Raw genomic sequence first — 15,585 nt, forward strand, 5'->3', positions numbered from 1 at the left:
ATATAATATTGTAATAGTAATTTTATTGGGAGGATAAATGAGTTATACTACAAAACATCAACCTCAAGGAAAAGTTTATTGTTATACAAATAAGATAAGAGAGGCTATTATAGCGGAAATAGTTGCTATTAATGATTATGCGTATCATATAGCTAATTCAAAAATCAAAGAAATTAATGAAGTTTGGCATCATATAATGGAAGATGAAAAAAGACACTATGGTATGTTTTTGCAATTATTAAGGGAATTTGATCCTATTCAGTATAAAAAATATATAGAGGTAAAAGATCATATAAAATTAAGTGTTAAAACTGAAAAACAAGATTATTGTAGTAATTATTGTAATGAAATTACATTAAATAATATTAGAAATGATATAAAAGGAGAATTAGAAGCAGTAATTTTATATGAGCAACACATTGTAGAAATACCTTTTAAAAGAGTTAGAGATGTATTTTTAGAAGTTATAAATGATGAAAAAGAACACTTAGAAGAACTAACAGCAGTACTTTTAAAATACGATAAAGATAAATATGGACCTATTGAATGATAAATTAAATAACATAAAATTTAAAAATTATTATTATAAAAACATAATGTTGCTGATAAATTAATTTATCAGCAACATTATGTTTTTATAATAATTCTATTCCATTTTTAGCACATTCTTTTATCATATCTTCTGGCCATATAGAAGATTGAATTTCTCCAATATGAGCTTTTCTTAAAAAGAACATACAAATTCTTGATTGTCCTATACCACCACCTACAGTGTAAGGAAGTGTTCCTTCCAGTAATAATTTATGAAAAGGTAAATTTTTTCTTTCTTCACAACCAGTTAATTTAAGTTGTCTGCAAAGAGCGTCTTCATCTACTCTAATTCCCATAGAAGATAATTCAAAAGCCATTTCTAAAACAGGGTTCCAAAATAATATATCTCCATTTAATTGCCAATCATCATAGTCAGGAGCTCTTCCATCATGTTTTTCACCAGATTTTAATGTATCTCCTATTTTCATAAGGAATACTGCTTTTTTTTCTTTGGTTATTTCATGTTCTCTATCATTTGGTGAAAGGTTTGGATACATATCTTCTAATTCTTGAGAAGTTATAAAAAATATATTTTCAGGTAAAATTTTTCCAAGAAAAGGATAAAGTTCATATAAATAGTCTTCAGTTAATTTAAACACTTTATATATATTTTTAACTATATTTTTCAATGTAGTTTCATTTCTATCTTGTTTTCTTATTACTTTTTCCCAGTCCCATTGATCTACATATATAGAGTGAATATTATCTAAATCTTCATCTCTTCTTATAGCATTCATATCTGTATATAAACCTTCGCCAATTTTAAAATTATATCTATATAAAGCTAGACGTTTCCACTTAGCAAGAGAATGAACTATTTCTGATTGAGCTTCACCATCTCCTTTTATAGTAAACGCAACAGGTCTTTCTACACCATTTAAATTATCATTTAAACCAGAATCAGATTTTACACACATAGGTGCAGTTACTCTTGTTAAATTAAGTTCTTTAGCTAAATTTTCTTCAAAAAAATTTTTTATTTGTTTTATAGCTATTTGAGTTTGTTTTAAATTTAATTTTACTGTATATCCTTTTGGTATTAATAGTGATTTTTTCATTGAACTCATTTTTATCCTCCTCATTGTTAACATATTAATTTTAAAATAATAATTCCTATAAAAAATATAATAAAAAAATCTTTCATCCCCCTACAAGGGACGAAAGATTGACTCCGCGAGACCACCCTAATTAACAAGTAAAATACTTGTTCTCCTCAAAAGAATATCTGAATAAATATTCTCCAATTTTAACGGTTTGGATCCGTTTAAGTCTACTATTTTATACATTAAATAGTATAAAATTTCGGTTAACGACTCAGAGATGTTCTTCAATATAAGACTCGTACTAGCATCTCACCATCACTAGTTCTCTATAACTACATCTCATATATACTCTTCTCTTCATAGTCCTTTTAATAATATTCTAATTAACTTATATCCAATTATACATATTGGATATAATATTGTCAACATTAAAATATGTGTAAAAATTTTATGAGTGTAGAAATATATGAGTAGACAAGTTGTTTATATTTCATCCACATATAGTATAAAATATGTAGAAGGTGGCTCTTTATAATTTATTTTATTTATGGGACAATGTAATTAAAGAAATGAAATTGAAATGGAGGAATAATAATGAAGATAGGAGTTATAATGGGGGGAATTTCTTCAGAAAGAGAAATATCTTTAAACTCTGGAAAAGAAGTTGTAAAATACTTAAATAAGGATAAATATGAGGTTATACCTATTATTATAGATAAAAAAGAAGATATTATTAAAAAAGCTAAAGATATAGATTTTGCATTTTTAGCTCTTCATGGAAAATTTGGAGAAGATGGTACTATACAATCAGTACTTGAAACTTTAAATATACCATATTCAGGATGTGATATGCTTACTAGTGCAATATGCATGGATAAAGATATTACAAAGAAAATATTAGAATTTGAAAAAATAAATACAGCTAAATGGGTTAGTGTAAAAAGTGTAGAAGAAATAAATTATGAAGTTTTAGATGAAATAGGATATCCTTTTTTTATAAAGCCTAATAGTGGAGGTTCAAGTGTAGCTACTAATATGATTTCTAAAAGGGAAGAAGTAGAAGATGCTGTAATAAAAGCATTAGAGGTAGATAAAGAAGTTATGATTGAAAAATATATAAAGGGAGAAGAAATAACTTGTTGTATTTTAAATAGAAAAATGTTACCAGTTATAGCTATTAAGCCTAAATCTGCTTTCTTTGATTATACTGCTAAATATACAAAAGAGGCTTCAGAGGAAGTAATAGTTGAATTAGAAGAAAATCTTCATAAGAAGGTAGAAGAAATGAGCATAAAATGTTGGGATGCGTTAAAGTGTAGAGTATATGTGAGAGTTGATATGATAATAAGTAATGGAAAGCCTTATGTTTTAGAATTAAATACTTTACCAGGAATGACTAGCAATAGCCTTTTCCCAAAAAGTGCTGCATCCATTGGAATGTCTTTTAGTGAGCTTTTAGATAAAATAATAGAATACTCACTTAAATGTTTTTAAAAGTACTTTATTTATATGTAGGTTGTTGAATAAAAAATCATTGATATAATTTGCAGATAAAAAATAATTAAATATAATTTGTATAAAAATAATAATACAGCCTCATAAAGAGAGTTTGGAAATAATTAGAATGAATTTTAGACAATCTTAGAATAAAAAATAAAAAAACTCCGTAATTCATCACAGGACGTGATGAGCCAATTTCCGCCCCAAGGACGGGGCATAAATTGGGTAGGAGTTTTTTTGTTTTTTATTCTTAGAGTGTCTTAATGAAATGACTTATTTCCAAACTCTCTTTATGAGGCTGTATTATTATTTTTATACAAATTATATTTAATTATTTTTTATCTGCAAATTATATCAATGATTTTTTATTCAACAACCTACATATTATCTATATTGAGTTTGTAATAATTTTTAATATAGATAGATTTAATATATAATATCACTATTAAGAAATTTATTACAAAACTTAATTTTTATTATAAATTATATATGAATTTGAATAGTATAGTAGTTAGGGGTGAGCTGATTGTTTTCAAGTATAAAATTAAATGAGGATGAAAAAGTATATATACAAATAAAAAATTATATAAAAGATATGATATTAAGAGGTATGCTCCAAAAAGATGAAAAGTTACCTTCTACTAGAGAACTTTCAAATATTATAGATGTTAGTAGAAATACAGTAGTAAATGCCTATGAATATTTAAAAGAAGAAGGATTTATATATACTGTAAGAGGTAAAGGTGCATTTGTAGCATATTCTAAAATAACTTCTCAAGAAATATGGAATATTGATTGGGAAAACAGATTAACAGATTACGCAAAAAAAGCAGAAAATATGGATATAGTTAAACATGAAAAAGTGTGGACAAAAGGAATGATATCTTTTAAAAGCATAGCTCCAGATAATAATTTATTTGATATAGAAGATTTTAAAAGAGCTTTTTTAAATATAATTTCTTTAGAAGGTGATAAGATACTAAATTACGGATACGCCAAAGGATATAAATATCTTATAGAATATTTAATGGAATACATGAAAAATAAGGGCGTAGATGTAAAAAATAAAGATATTTTAATAACTAATGGTTTTACAGAGGGCTTCGAAATAGTTTTAAGTTCTCTTACCAAAGAAGGAGATAATGTTATATGTGAAAATCCTACTCATAACACAGCTATAAAAATAATGAGATTACACAATTTAAATATAATAGGAGTAAATGCAAACAATAATGGTATACAACTAGAAGATTTTGAAAATAAGTTAAAAAAAAGTAAAGCTAAGTTAATTTATATAATTCCATCTTATCATAATCCTACGGGTATGGTTATGTCCCCAGAGAAGAGAGTAAAAATTTATGAAATATCAAAAAAATATGAAATTCCTATAGTAGAAGATGGCTTCAATGAAGAATTAAGATATTCAGGAGCTCATGTATCTCCTATTGCTGCTTTATCAGGAGAAGGAAATAGCGTTATATATGTGGGAAGTTTTTCTAAAGTACTTTTTCCAGGAATTAGAATAGGTTGGGTTTTAGCAGATAAAAATTTGATAAGTTATATGGAAAGTATAAAAAGAAGTAAGAATATACACACATCTTTTTTAGATCAAGCAGTGTTATATCAGTACTTAAAGGAAGGAAATTTTGATAAATACATGAAAAAGGCTAGAAAAGTATATAAAGATAAGTATGAATTTGCTTTAAAGTGTGCTAATAAGTATATACCTTGTAAAAAAGTATATGGGGAAGGAGGACTTCATATATTTATAAAGCTAGATAATTTAAATGCAAGAACTTTGTTAGATAGCTGTTGCAAAAAAAATGTTATATTTACTCCAGGAGATATATTTTATATTGATAAAAATGGATGGGATACTTTTAGATTAGGATTTTCTAGGGTTGAAAAAGAGGATATAGAAAAAGGATTTAAAATAATAGGGGATGAAATAAAAAAATTAAATAGTATTAAGGTTGTTGAATAAAAAATCATTGATATAATTTGCAGATAAAAAATAATTAAATATAATCTATATAAAAATAATAGACCAGAAGTATAAAGAGAGTTTGTAAATAAGTCATTTCATTAAGACACTCTTATAATAAAAAATAAAAAAACTCCTACCCAATTTATGCCCCGTCCTTGGGGCGGAAATTGGCTCATCACGTCCTGTGATGAATTACGGAGTTTTTTTATTTTTTATCTGCAAATTATATCAATGGTTTTTTATTCAACAACCTGTGTTAATGATTGTAATCTATTACTAAATTTTCATTAGTGGTAAAGGATTTTATGTATAAATTGTTTTTGGTCTCTGTATCTATGGTAAAATTAGCACAAGTAAAATTGGGTTCACCTTTAATTGCAAGTATGGAATCTTGGTAATAATGTCCTCTATAATTTAATATTTTATTTATATTATGTTTATTCACAGTATTGTTTTTGATTAATTTATTCATTAATTCTTTTGTTTTATTATATCTATATAAAGATGTACTTTCAGAATTAGTATATAATTTACCATTGCATATGTTTTTATGAATATAGTGGTTAGTATGAATATAATAATCATCAATTTCAATTATATTTATGTTTTTATCAGTAACTTCTACAGAAATAGCAATATTTTTATTTATATCTAAAGCTATAGCATGAAAACCAGAAGCTCTGTTAGGAATATTACATCTATTTATAAAATCTTCAATAGAGCAAGCTTCGCTTATATGCCTTTGTATAAAATATCTGGGTATACCATTTGGATTTATATTAATAGGTGTGCAAAAATTTATAGTTTTAACTATGCCATAACTGTTCCAACTAAAGGCATTACCAAAAGCCATTCTACAGTAATCAAAGCCTGCAAACCATGATTTTTCAGTAACACATTTTGTTATGCAAGAAGCTCCAGGCTCATAAGCATCATCTTCATTATGAGATAAAATAAAATTACCATTAGGTTTTTTATAGGCTATAGATGTACATCCAACACCTTCATTGATTAACTCAGCACACATAGAAATAAAATATAAATCTTTATTTATGCCAGAACCATCAGCACGTCCATAAATTTCCTCCAAGTAGTTGGGAAAAATCTTTTTAACACTTTTTTCTACTAATTTCATTTGATTATAAATAGATTCATTTTTAATATACTTTTCATAATTTTTCATTGTTTTATGTAATATGTTTTTGAAAAATATTCCGGATTTTTTTCCTCTTTCATAGGGAGAACCATTTAATTCTATAAATTGTAAATTATTATTCAAGATATTCCTCCTTTAGCTAGTAATATGGAAGTAAAATTATAATACGCATATTTCTTCTAAAGAAATATGCGTTATATTTTTATTTAAATTCTCTTTCGAAAATAGAGACTTTTTCCTTGCTTTTAAAATCTTCTATAGATTCTATACCTATGCGTTTTAATATATCTTTCATACATTCACTATCTACAGCCACTTTTATTTCAGAAGCTTCTGCATAAGCATCTACCATTTCTTTGCCTTTTTCTCTAGGAATTATAGATTTAGGACCGCCTACACAGCCTCCTATACAACCCATACCTTCAATAAAGTTAGCTTTAATTTCTCCTTTTTCAGCTTTTGAAAGTATTTCTTTACATTCCTTAACACCATTGGCTTGAACTGTTGTTAAATTTTCGTATTTTTTAGGGAATATTCTTTCTATAGCTTCTGCTACTGCAATTGAAACACCACCGGTTCTAGCGTAAAGCCTTCCTCCTTTTGAAGCATACTCTACGGCAGTATCTTCTGCTAATTCTTCTGGTTTTATATTTAATGAGTCAAATATACTTTTTAATTCTTCAAAAGTTAATACAAAGTCTATAGCACCAGAAATACCTGGTTGTTTAGCTTCTGCTTTTTTAGCTATACAAGGACCTACAAATACAACTTTACATTCAGTATTAAGTTTTTTAAGTACTCTTCCAGAAGCTATCATTGGAGATACAGAAGGAGATACATCTTTTACAAGGTTATCATATATTTTACTTAACATACCTACCCACATAGGACAGCAACAAGATGTTATCATAAAATCATTTTCATTTTTTATATGGTGATCAAATTCTACAGCTTCTTTTAAAGTCAACATATCAGCAAAAAATGATACTTCTATCATATCTGTAAAGCCTATTTTTTTAAAGGCACTTCTAAGCTGATTCATTGAAACATTATCGCCAAACTGACCAGATATAGCAGGAGCTACGGAAGCTATTACAGGAGAATTGCTTTTTAAAAGATTAGCTAAAGGTAGAAATTCTACTTTATCTAAAATTCCTCCTGTTGTGCAACCTTCTACACAAAAACCACAATCAGTACATTTATCTTCATCTATATAAGTAGTATGATTTTCTTTATCTAGTAATATAGCATCAAAAGGACAGGATTTTTGACATAAAGTTTTACCATTTTTATCTATGCAATCCATAGAGCAGTGTTTTACTTTTTCTACAACTTTATGAGAAGTTTTATAAGTTTCAATAGCTTTTTTTAAGTCATTTAAGTAATTTTTGCTAAAATCTACGTTTACACCACAGAGAGAAGATATTACAGCAGCTAAGTCATTTTTATCTATATTAGTATTAGATAATAATTCATTTATTTTTTCATCAAAAGTACCTTCATAGTAAGATTTTACAATGGATTTAAATAAGTCGTTATACTTTTTTTTCATAAGTTATCATCTCCTTAGCTTTTTTATTTATTATGCCACAAATTAGACAATTTTTATATAGTATACAAGAAAAATTCTGAAAAATTAAATAATTCATGAAATATTAAAATAAAATAGATTAAATTTTATTTAATAATCATTGTTTTTAGTATTTTTATAAAGTATATATATTATTACAGTATTTAAATTACATATCTGAAAGTTCGATATTTATATTATTAAATTTATTATTTTTTATTTCATTGTCAATTTTGTTGATAGAAACTAATTTTACAGGAAGCTTTATAATAAATTCACAACCTTTACCATAATCACTTTTTACAAATATATTTCCGTTATGCATATGAACTAAAGATTTAACTAAAGATAATCCTATTCCACTACCTTGATGATTTTTATGTAAATTATTATCTACTTGTTTATATCTATTAAAAATAGTATTTAATTTATCTTTAGGTATACCAATGCCAGTATCTTTAATTGAAATTAAAATGAAATTTTCTTTATCTATTAAATTTACGAATATTGTACCATTAGGATTAGTAAATTTAACGGAATTTGATATTAAATTTAATATAATTCTTTCTATTTTATCTACATCAAATGCCATTATTTTTTCCTCTACATTGGTATCAAAAATTAAATTTATAGATTTATTTTCTACATAGGGTACTGCAGAAAGTACAACATCTTCTATTACACTAACAATATTATTATTAGTAAAATTTACTTTAAAATATCCAGCATCTATTTTTGTTATATCAATTAAATTATTTATTATTTTTAAAAGTCTTAAACAATTTTGTTTTACATTTGAAAAATATTTTTTTGTTTTTGAGTTAAATAAGCATTTAGAATTAAGTTTTTTTAAGGATAAATCAATAAGTTGTATAGCACTTAATATTATATTTAAAGGAGTTCTTAATTCATGGCAAATATTAGCTAAAAATTCTACTTTTAATTTATTTTGATATTTATATTTTTTTAGAGTATTTTCCTTTTCTTCTAATAGTAATTTAGCATTTTCTTTTTCAGTAATATTTTCGATTATTAAAATATTAAATAATATATTTTCTAAATTGTCTTTTATACAAAAAGCTTTTATATTTAAATTATAACTTTTATGAACAGGATAGTGGCTATGTACCACATAATTATTTATTTTAAAGTTATCATTAATTTTTAAGTTTAAAAGTTTATCCTTAAGATCCTTATTAATGAATTTAGAAAATACATCAAAAAAGTTTTTATTAATTAAATCATTTGAATTTGATCTAATAAAGTCAAATTCAAATGCATTGCAAGTGATAATATTAAAAATATTATCTAAAACGATTACATTTTCAGATAAATTGTCGATTAATGTTTTTGTAAATTTTAAATAATAAGAGTTGTAATCTAAAAACTCTTTGTTTATGTCATGTATATTATTAAAAGAATTTTTTTTTGATTAAACTATTATGTAAATAAGAATCATTCATCACTTTAAAACACCTCTTGAAATTAATATATTTTAGGGTAAATTAATGTGTTATATATAAATATTCTATAATAAGGTAAAAAATCCTTTAAAATTAAAATTATTTTAAAATTTAACACATATAACATGTTATAATATATTAAAATTTAAAAGGAGAGTGAAATTATGTATAAAGGATATATTCAAATTTATACTGGAAATGGAAAAGGAAAAACTACAGCTGCCTTAGGTTTATCTCTTAGAGCTGTATGTGCAGGTAAAAAGGTTTTTTTTGGTCAGTTTATAAAGGGAATGGATTATAGTGAGCTTTTAGCAGATATGTATTTACCTAATTTCAAATTAAAACAATTTGGAAGAAATTGTTTTATTAAAAATAATCCTATAAGAGAAGATATAGATAAAGCAAAAATAGGATTAAATATATGTAAAAAAGTTTTATTTTCAGGAGAATATGATATAGTAATATTGGATGAAATAAATATAGCTATATATTATAATTTACTTAGTGTAAAAGAAGTTATAGATGTATTAAAAAACAAAGATAAAAATACAGAAGTAATATTAACAGGTAGGTATGCACCTAAGGAATTAATAGATATAGCAGACTTAGTTACTGAAATGAAAGAAATTAAACATTACTATAAAAAGGGGGTGAAAGCTAGAAAGGGAATAGAGAATTAATTAGATGACTTTATAAGGAGGAAGACAAAATGAAAAGGATAACTGGAATTATTTATGTAGTTTTATCATCTGCAGCCTTTGGGATTATGCCTGTGCTAGCTAAGTTAGCTTATAATACTGGCATGGATTCGTTATCAGTAGTATTTTTTAGGTTTTTTTTTGCTGCAATAATACTTTTATTATATATATTATATAATAAAATAAGTTTGTATATAAATAAAAGACAAGCTATATTGATAGTTTTACTTGCTTTAGTAGGATATGCTTCTACTTCTGTAACTTTATTTCTTTCTTATGATTACATATCTGTGGGATTAGCTACTACCATACACTTTTTATATCCTATTATAGTAACAGTAGCTTCATTTTTTATTTATAAAGAAAAAATTGATTTTAAAAAACTTTTAGCTTTACTAATATCTATATTAGGAATGTATTTATTAGTAGCTGGAGGAAATATAAGTCTTGATATGAGAGGGATTTTATTTTCTTTTGTATCTGCAATTTTTTATTCTATATACATATTAGGGGTTTCTGAACCCGAAGTAAAAAAAATAAATACCTATGTTTCTATATTTTATGTGTTTATGATATCTAGCATTGCTATATTAACTCTTATATTTTTTAAAAATGGTGGAAAAATAGCTTTAAATATAACTTCAAAAGGTATAGTTTCTGTTTTTTTTATAGCTTTTATTTCTACTGTTGTAGCTTTAGCAATGTTTGTTAAAGGCATTCAAGTAGTAGGACCTTCTGCAGCTTCTATATTAAGCACTTTTGAGCCTATAGTAAGCATAATACTAGGTACTTTAATATTAAAAGAAGTTTTAAATTTTAATATGGTTTTTGGATGTGTGCTTATACTAATTTCAGTAATAATACTTACTGTATCTAATAGTAAAAATCTAGCATAAATATACATTAGCATTAAGTATAATTTTATTACTTAATGCTAATTATATTTAACTTAAGTTTATAACATATTTGTTACTCTTGAAAGTATTCCATTTAGATGAGCTATAGTTGTACCAAAATTAGTTATAGGAACTCCTAATTCTTTAGCTTTAGATATTCTTGACATAAATTGTTTTCTGTTAAACATGCAGGCACCACAGTGAATAATAAGAGAATATTCTTTTGTATTTTCTGGGAAATCTACACCAGATATTACATCTATTTGTAGATTTCCTCCTACTTTTTCTTGAAGCCATTTTGGAATTTTTTCTCTTGCAATATCTCCTTTTAAAGCGTGATGAGTGCAAGCTTCTGCTATTAATACTTTATCTCCTGGATTTAATTTATCTATAATTTTTGCACCATTTATTAGTTCATCAATATCTCCTTTATATCGTGCCATTAATATTGAAAAAGATGTTAAGGGTATATCTTTTGGTAATATAGAATTAACTTTTTTAAACACTTGAGAATCAGTTATTACTAAGTCTGGTTTTCTACTTAAGCTTTTAAGAAGTTCTTTAAGTTCAGTATCTTTTACAGTAAGAGCCATAGCACCAATATCAAGTATATTACGTATAGTTTGAACTTGTGGTAAAATTAATCTTCCTTTAGGAGCTTGTAAATCTTGAGGTGTTACTAAAACAACCAAATCTTTTGAGTTAACTAAATCTCCTACTATAGAAGATTTTTCAAAATTACTTGGAGCATGTTTTTGAATTAGTTTTTTTAATTCATCAATATTAGTATTATTTTTTGCACTTACCTTTACAAAAGGTATTGGAAATTGTTTTGAAATTAAATTTTCATTTATAGAACATTGGTCAATTTTATTTATAACGCCTATTATAGGTATATTTCTTTTATTTAATTCTTCATACCAATCTTTTTCTAATTTAAAATCATTATCTTTAGCAGAAAATAATAATATTGCTAAATCAGTTTTATCCATAACTTGTTTTGTTTTAGCTATTCTAAGCTTACCAATTTCACCTTCATCATCTAAACCAGCAGTATCTATAAACATAACTGGACCTATAGGAAGAAGTTCCATAGCTTTATAAACAGGGTCTGTAGTTGTTCCAGCTATATCTGATACTAAAGCTATAGATTGACCTGTGATAGCATTTATTAAACTAGATTTTCCAGCATTTCTTTTTCCAAATAAAGCTATATGTAGCCTATTAGCTTTAGGTGTATCTTGCATACAAATCTCTCCAATCTATTTTACAATTTTACTTAATTATAAAATATTTATTCAATAAAATGAAGTGTGCAAAAAAATTTACTTAAATTGACTATAGTTTATAAGTGTGTTAAAATAGTTCGGATAAATGTAATTTAAAATAAAAGGGGGGGCTTATTTTGAAAAAAAGAATATCTATATTTTTAGTTATTTCCATATTTTTTATTACATTAATGGGTTGTGGAAATAACATAAGTACTGATAATTCGAAAAAACCTGAAGAAAATAAAAAAAATGTTACAGTGAAAATAGCAGGACTTAAAGGACCAACATCTATGGGGATGATAAAAATGTTTGAGGAAAAGCCTTCTTTAGGAAAAGGTATTCAATCGAATTATGAAGTTGTACCTACACCAGATGTATTAATTTCAAAGCTTGTTAATAGCGAATTTGATATTGCAGCAATTCCAGTTAATGCAGCTTCTACAATTTATAATAAAACAGGTAAATACAAATTTTTAGCCATGAATACATGGGGAATGTTGTATATAGTAAGTAATGGTGTAGAAGTAGATAGTATTAAAGATTTAAAAGATAAAAAGGTTTATGTATCAGGTAAAGGTATGGTACCAGATTTTGCGTTTAGATATATACTAAAAGAAAATGGGCTAAATCCAGAAAAAGATTTAAATATAGACTACACATTATCTCAACATGAAGAATTATCTCAAGCTTTAATTAGTGGAAAAATTAAAATAGCATTACTTCCGGAGCCTTTTGTAACAATGGTAACAAGCAAAAATAAAGATATAAAAGTAAAATTAAATATTGAAGAAGAATGGAAAAAAATAAATAATAAAAGTAGTGTAGCTACAGGTTGTTTAGTAGTAAGAGATGAATTTGCAAAAGAAAATCCAGAAGTGGTAGATACTTTCCTTAAAGAATATGAAAAATCTATTAATTGGGTAAATAATAATAAGGAACAAGCATCGGTGTTAATAGAAAAATTTGGAATATTACCAAAAGCTAAAATAGCTGAAATGTCTATACCTAGATGTAGTATAAGATATATGAATGCTCAAGATTCTAAAGAAAAAGTAAATGGATTTTTAAAAGTACTTTATGATTTTACTCCTAAATCCACTGGAGGAAAATTACCAGATGAAAATTTCTATTATAAAAAATAAAACAATAAAGTTATTATCATTTATATTTATATTATTAGTATGGAATATAAGTTCAGAACTATTAGGGTCTGAATTTATTTTTCCATCACCTAAAACTACATTTATAAGTTTGTTTTCAATAGTTAAATCAGATATATTTTTGTATTCTGTAGTAGGAACTATTAAAAGGGGATTAGTAGGTTTTTTTATTTCTAGCATATTAGGTATATTACTAGGTTTCGCAGCTGGATTTAATAGATTATTAAGAATAATATTTGAACCTTTTATAATAATAATTAGGTCTACTCCTGTAATGTCTATAATATTGATAGCTTTAATGCAATTTAAAACAAATAATGTTCCTATATTTGTTAGTTTTCTTGTAGTTTTTCCAATAATTTATTTAAATGTACTTGAAGGAATTAAAAGTGTAGATGTAAAAGTTATAGAAATGGCAAAAGTATATAAAGTTAAATGGTATAGAATAATTTTGTCAATATATATACCTTCTATAGTTTCTTTTATCATATCAGGAATGTCTACAGCTTTTGGAATAGGTTGGAAAGCAATAATAGCAGCAGAAGTATTAAGTCAACCTAAAAATTCTATTGGATTTAATCTCCAAACGGCTAAAGTTAATTTAGACATGGAAGAAGTTTTTGCGTGGACTTTCGTAGCTATAATGTTAAGTTTTATATTTGAAAAATTTATTAGAATTATAGAAAAAAACACAATAAAGTGGAGATGAATTTATGGCTTTATACATAAGAGGGTTAAATAAAGCTTATGGAAATTTAAATATTTTTGAAAATTTTAATTTGCATATTAAAGAAAATAAAATAACTTGTATTTTGGGACCTTCTGGATGTGGGAAAACAACTCTTTTAAATATAATAAGTGGAACTTTAAAGGACTATAAAGGAGAATTAATTGGATTTGATAAAAAAGAGTTCTCTTACATATTTCAAGAAACTAGATTATTAGAATGGATGACTATATGGAAAAATATTGAATTTGTGTTAAAACGCATTTATAGCAAGAAAACTAGAGAAGAAATTATTGAAAAGTATTTAAATATGGTTAATCTTTACCAGTTCAAGAGTTATTATCCTAGACAATTAAGTGGAGGAATGAAGCAAAGGGTTTCTATTGCTAGGGCTTTTGCTTATCCATCAGATATATTGCTTATGGACGAACCTTTTATAGGTATAGATTTAAAACTTAAATCAAATCTTATAGAAAACTTTATTAATTTATGGAACAAAGACCTAAGAACAGTTATTTTTGTAACTCATAATATTGATGAAGCTTTTTTATTAGGAGATGAAATATATATTTTAGGTGGTTATCCTACTAAAGTAGAAAATAAAATTACAATAAAAGAAGATAAAATAAAAAGAAACTTACAAAAGGATAATATAATTAATTTAAAAAAAGAAATTTTAGATAAAACTTAATTAAGTACTAAATTTATATATTAAAAACCTTTGTTGACAATATTATTATGATAAGTTAAATTTAAATTAATGGTTAATTGCTAATTAAGAAAGGAGGAACTCTAAAAATGATAGAGTTTAAGAATATATCATTACAAGTACAAGAAAAAGACTCAAAAGTCTCAATACTAAATAATATTAATTTAGAATTAGATGAAAATAAAATTTATGTTATAACTGGTCCAAATGGGGGAGGAAAATCTTCCTTTTGTAAGGTTATGATGGGAATGTATAAACCAACATCAGGACAAATAATATTTGATGGTAAGGATATAACTAATTTAGATATAACAGAAAGAGCTAAGCTTGGAATAGGATATGCTTTTCAACAACCACCAAGATTTAAAGGTATGACAGTTAGAGAATTATTAGAACTTTCTGCTAAAAATAATCAAAGGGATGTAAATGTCTGTGAGCTGTTACTAGATGTAGGTCTCTGTTCTCAGGACTATATAGATAGAGAAGTAAATGGTAGTCTTTCTGGAGGAGAACTTAAAAGAATTGAAATTGCATCAATATTAGCTAGGGATTTAAAACTTGCTGTATTTGATGAACCAGAAGCAGGTATAGATTTATGGAGTTTTAGAAGATTAGTAGACACTTTTAAACAAATGCATAAAAATAGTAAAGCTACTATAGTTATTATTTCACACCAAGAAAGAATTATAGAATTAGCAGATGAGATAATAGTATTATCAGGTGGGACTATAAAAGAAAAAACAAGCAAAGAAAAAATATTAGAAGAAATTAAAAATCAAGCTAATTGTGATTTTTGTGAAAGTTGTAAAGTAAG

General features: G+C 25.4%; 14 protein-coding genes and 1 other annotated feature. Of the genes, 9 read left to right on the forward strand and 5 right to left on the reverse strand.

What is annotated here, in order from left to right:
- The first annotated feature begins 37 nt into the window (after positions 1-37).
- Positions 38-550 (forward strand): ferritin family protein, encoded by a 513-nt coding sequence (locus tag CLOACE_RS10460; RefSeq protein WP_070111134.1) that lies wholly within the window; start codon positions 38-40, stop codon positions 548-550.
- An 85-nt stretch (positions 551-635) separates the two neighbouring features.
- On the opposite strand, the gene asnA is transcribed toward CLOACE_RS10460, so the two are convergent.
- On the reverse strand, positions 636-1,658 hold the full coding sequence (asnA, locus tag CLOACE_RS10465) for an aspartate--ammonia ligase (RefSeq protein ID WP_070111136.1): 1,023 nt from the start codon (positions 1,656-1,658) through the stop codon (positions 636-638).
- Between the two features lie 83 nt (positions 1,659-1,741).
- Positions 1,742-2,004: a binding site (T-box leader), on the reverse strand.
- Between the two features lie 224 nt (positions 2,005-2,228).
- Between asnA and CLOACE_RS10470 the strand changes: the two genes are divergently transcribed.
- Together CLOACE_RS10470 and pdxR are read left to right on the forward strand one after the other, a co-directional pair.
- A complete protein-coding gene (locus tag CLOACE_RS10470; RefSeq protein WP_070111138.1) occupies positions 2,229-3,128 on the forward strand; it encodes a D-alanine--D-alanine ligase in 900 nt (299 codons plus the stop codon).
- 532 nt (positions 3,129-3,660) lie between these two features.
- The gene (gene pdxR / locus CLOACE_RS10475) at positions 3,661-5,118 is read left to right on the forward strand and encodes a MocR-like pyridoxine biosynthesis transcription factor PdxR (protein WP_070111140.1); all 1,458 of its coding nucleotides are present in this window, start codon (positions 3,661-3,663) and stop codon (positions 5,116-5,118) included.
- A 259-nt stretch (positions 5,119-5,377) separates the two neighbouring features.
- On the opposite strand, the gene CLOACE_RS10480 is transcribed toward pdxR, so the two are convergent.
- From CLOACE_RS10480 to CLOACE_RS10490, 3 genes are all read right to left on the reverse strand, one after another.
- Positions 5,378-6,400, reverse strand: coding sequence for a C45 family autoproteolytic acyltransferase/hydrolase (locus CLOACE_RS10480; protein ID WP_070111142.1), 1,023 nt, complete (start codon positions 6,398-6,400; stop codon positions 5,378-5,380).
- Positions 6,401-6,479: 79 nt separating this feature from the next.
- Positions 6,480-7,829: a [Fe-Fe] hydrogenase large subunit C-terminal domain-containing protein gene (locus CLOACE_RS10485; protein WP_070111144.1), complete on the reverse strand. Its 1,350-nt coding sequence runs from the start codon at positions 7,827-7,829 to the stop codon at positions 6,480-6,482.
- A 187-nt stretch (positions 7,830-8,016) separates the two neighbouring features.
- Positions 8,017-8,979, reverse strand: coding sequence for a sensor histidine kinase (locus CLOACE_RS10490; RefSeq protein ID WP_070111146.1), 963 nt, complete (start codon positions 8,977-8,979; stop codon positions 8,017-8,019).
- Positions 8,980-9,474: 495 nt separating this feature from the next.
- Here CLOACE_RS10490 and cobO point away from each other — a divergent pair, with 495 nt between their 5' ends.
- A complete protein-coding gene (gene cobO / locus CLOACE_RS10495) occupies positions 9,475-9,990 on the forward strand; it encodes a cob(I)yrinic acid a,c-diamide adenosyltransferase (protein WP_070111148.1) in 516 nt (171 codons plus the stop codon).
- 29 nt (positions 9,991-10,019) lie between these two features.
- A complete protein-coding gene (locus CLOACE_RS10500; RefSeq protein ID WP_070111150.1) occupies positions 10,020-10,904 on the forward strand; it encodes a DMT family transporter in 885 nt (294 codons plus the stop codon).
- 59 nt (positions 10,905-10,963) lie between these two features.
- On the opposite strand, the gene hydF is transcribed toward CLOACE_RS10500, so the two are convergent.
- Entirely contained in the window at positions 10,964-12,151 is a 1,188-nt protein-coding gene (hydF, locus tag CLOACE_RS10505; RefSeq protein ID WP_070111152.1) for a [FeFe] hydrogenase H-cluster maturation GTPase HydF, read from the reverse strand.
- 158 nt (positions 12,152-12,309) lie between these two features.
- Here hydF and CLOACE_RS10510 point away from each other — a divergent pair, with 158 nt between their 5' ends.
- The 4 genes from CLOACE_RS10510 to CLOACE_RS10525 all read left to right on the forward strand — a co-directional run.
- A complete protein-coding gene (locus CLOACE_RS10510) occupies positions 12,310-13,317 on the forward strand; it encodes an ABC transporter substrate-binding protein (protein ID WP_070111154.1) in 1,008 nt (335 codons plus the stop codon).
- A complete protein-coding gene (locus CLOACE_RS10515; protein ID WP_070111156.1) occupies positions 13,292-14,044 on the forward strand; it encodes an ABC transporter permease in 753 nt (250 codons plus the stop codon). The genes CLOACE_RS10510 and CLOACE_RS10515 overlap by 26 nt, the downstream gene beginning before the upstream one ends.
- Before the next feature lie 4 nt (positions 14,045-14,048).
- Positions 14,049-14,753, forward strand: coding sequence for an ABC transporter ATP-binding protein (locus CLOACE_RS10520; RefSeq protein ID WP_070111158.1), 705 nt, complete (start codon positions 14,049-14,051; stop codon positions 14,751-14,753).
- A 107-nt stretch (positions 14,754-14,860) separates the two neighbouring features.
- Positions 14,861-15,585, forward strand: a 725-nt coding sequence (locus CLOACE_RS10525) for an ABC transporter ATP-binding protein (protein WP_070111160.1), incomplete at its 3' end; no start/stop codon positions are given.

This window comes from Clostridium acetireducens DSM 10703 (genome assembly GCF_001758365.1).
GTDB lineage: Bacteria > Bacillota > Clostridia > Clostridiales > Clostridiaceae > Clostridium_C > Clostridium_C acetireducens.

Excerpts from the sequence above, each read along its gene's own strand:
- CLOACE_RS10520 (WP_070111158.1), top strand. The coding sequence starts at position 14,049 with ATGGCTTTATACATAAGAGGGTTAAATAAAGCTTATGGAAATTTAAAT.
- asnA (WP_070111136.1), bottom strand. The coding sequence starts at position 1,658 with ATGAGTTCAATGAAAAAATCACTATTAATACCAAAAGGATATACAGTA.
- CLOACE_RS10515 (WP_070111156.1), top strand. The coding sequence starts at position 13,292 with ATGAAAATTTCTATTATAAAAAATAAAACAATAAAGTTATTATCATTT.
- hydF (WP_070111152.1), bottom strand. The coding sequence starts at position 12,151 with ATGCAAGATACACCTAAAGCTAATAGGCTACATATAGCTTTATTTGGA.
- CLOACE_RS10470 (WP_070111138.1), top strand. The coding sequence starts at position 2,229 with ATGAAGATAGGAGTTATAATGGGGGGAATTTCTTCAGAAAGAGAAATA.
- cobO (WP_070111148.1), top strand. The coding sequence starts at position 9,475 with ATGTATAAAGGATATATTCAAATTTATACTGGAAATGGAAAAGGAAAA.
- CLOACE_RS10500 (WP_070111150.1), top strand. The coding sequence starts at position 10,020 with ATGAAAAGGATAACTGGAATTATTTATGTAGTTTTATCATCTGCAGCC.
- CLOACE_RS10485 (WP_070111144.1), bottom strand. The coding sequence starts at position 7,829 with ATGAAAAAAAAGTATAACGACTTATTTAAATCCATTGTAAAATCTTAC.
- CLOACE_RS10460 (WP_070111134.1), top strand. The coding sequence starts at position 38 with ATGAGTTATACTACAAAACATCAACCTCAAGGAAAAGTTTATTGTTAT.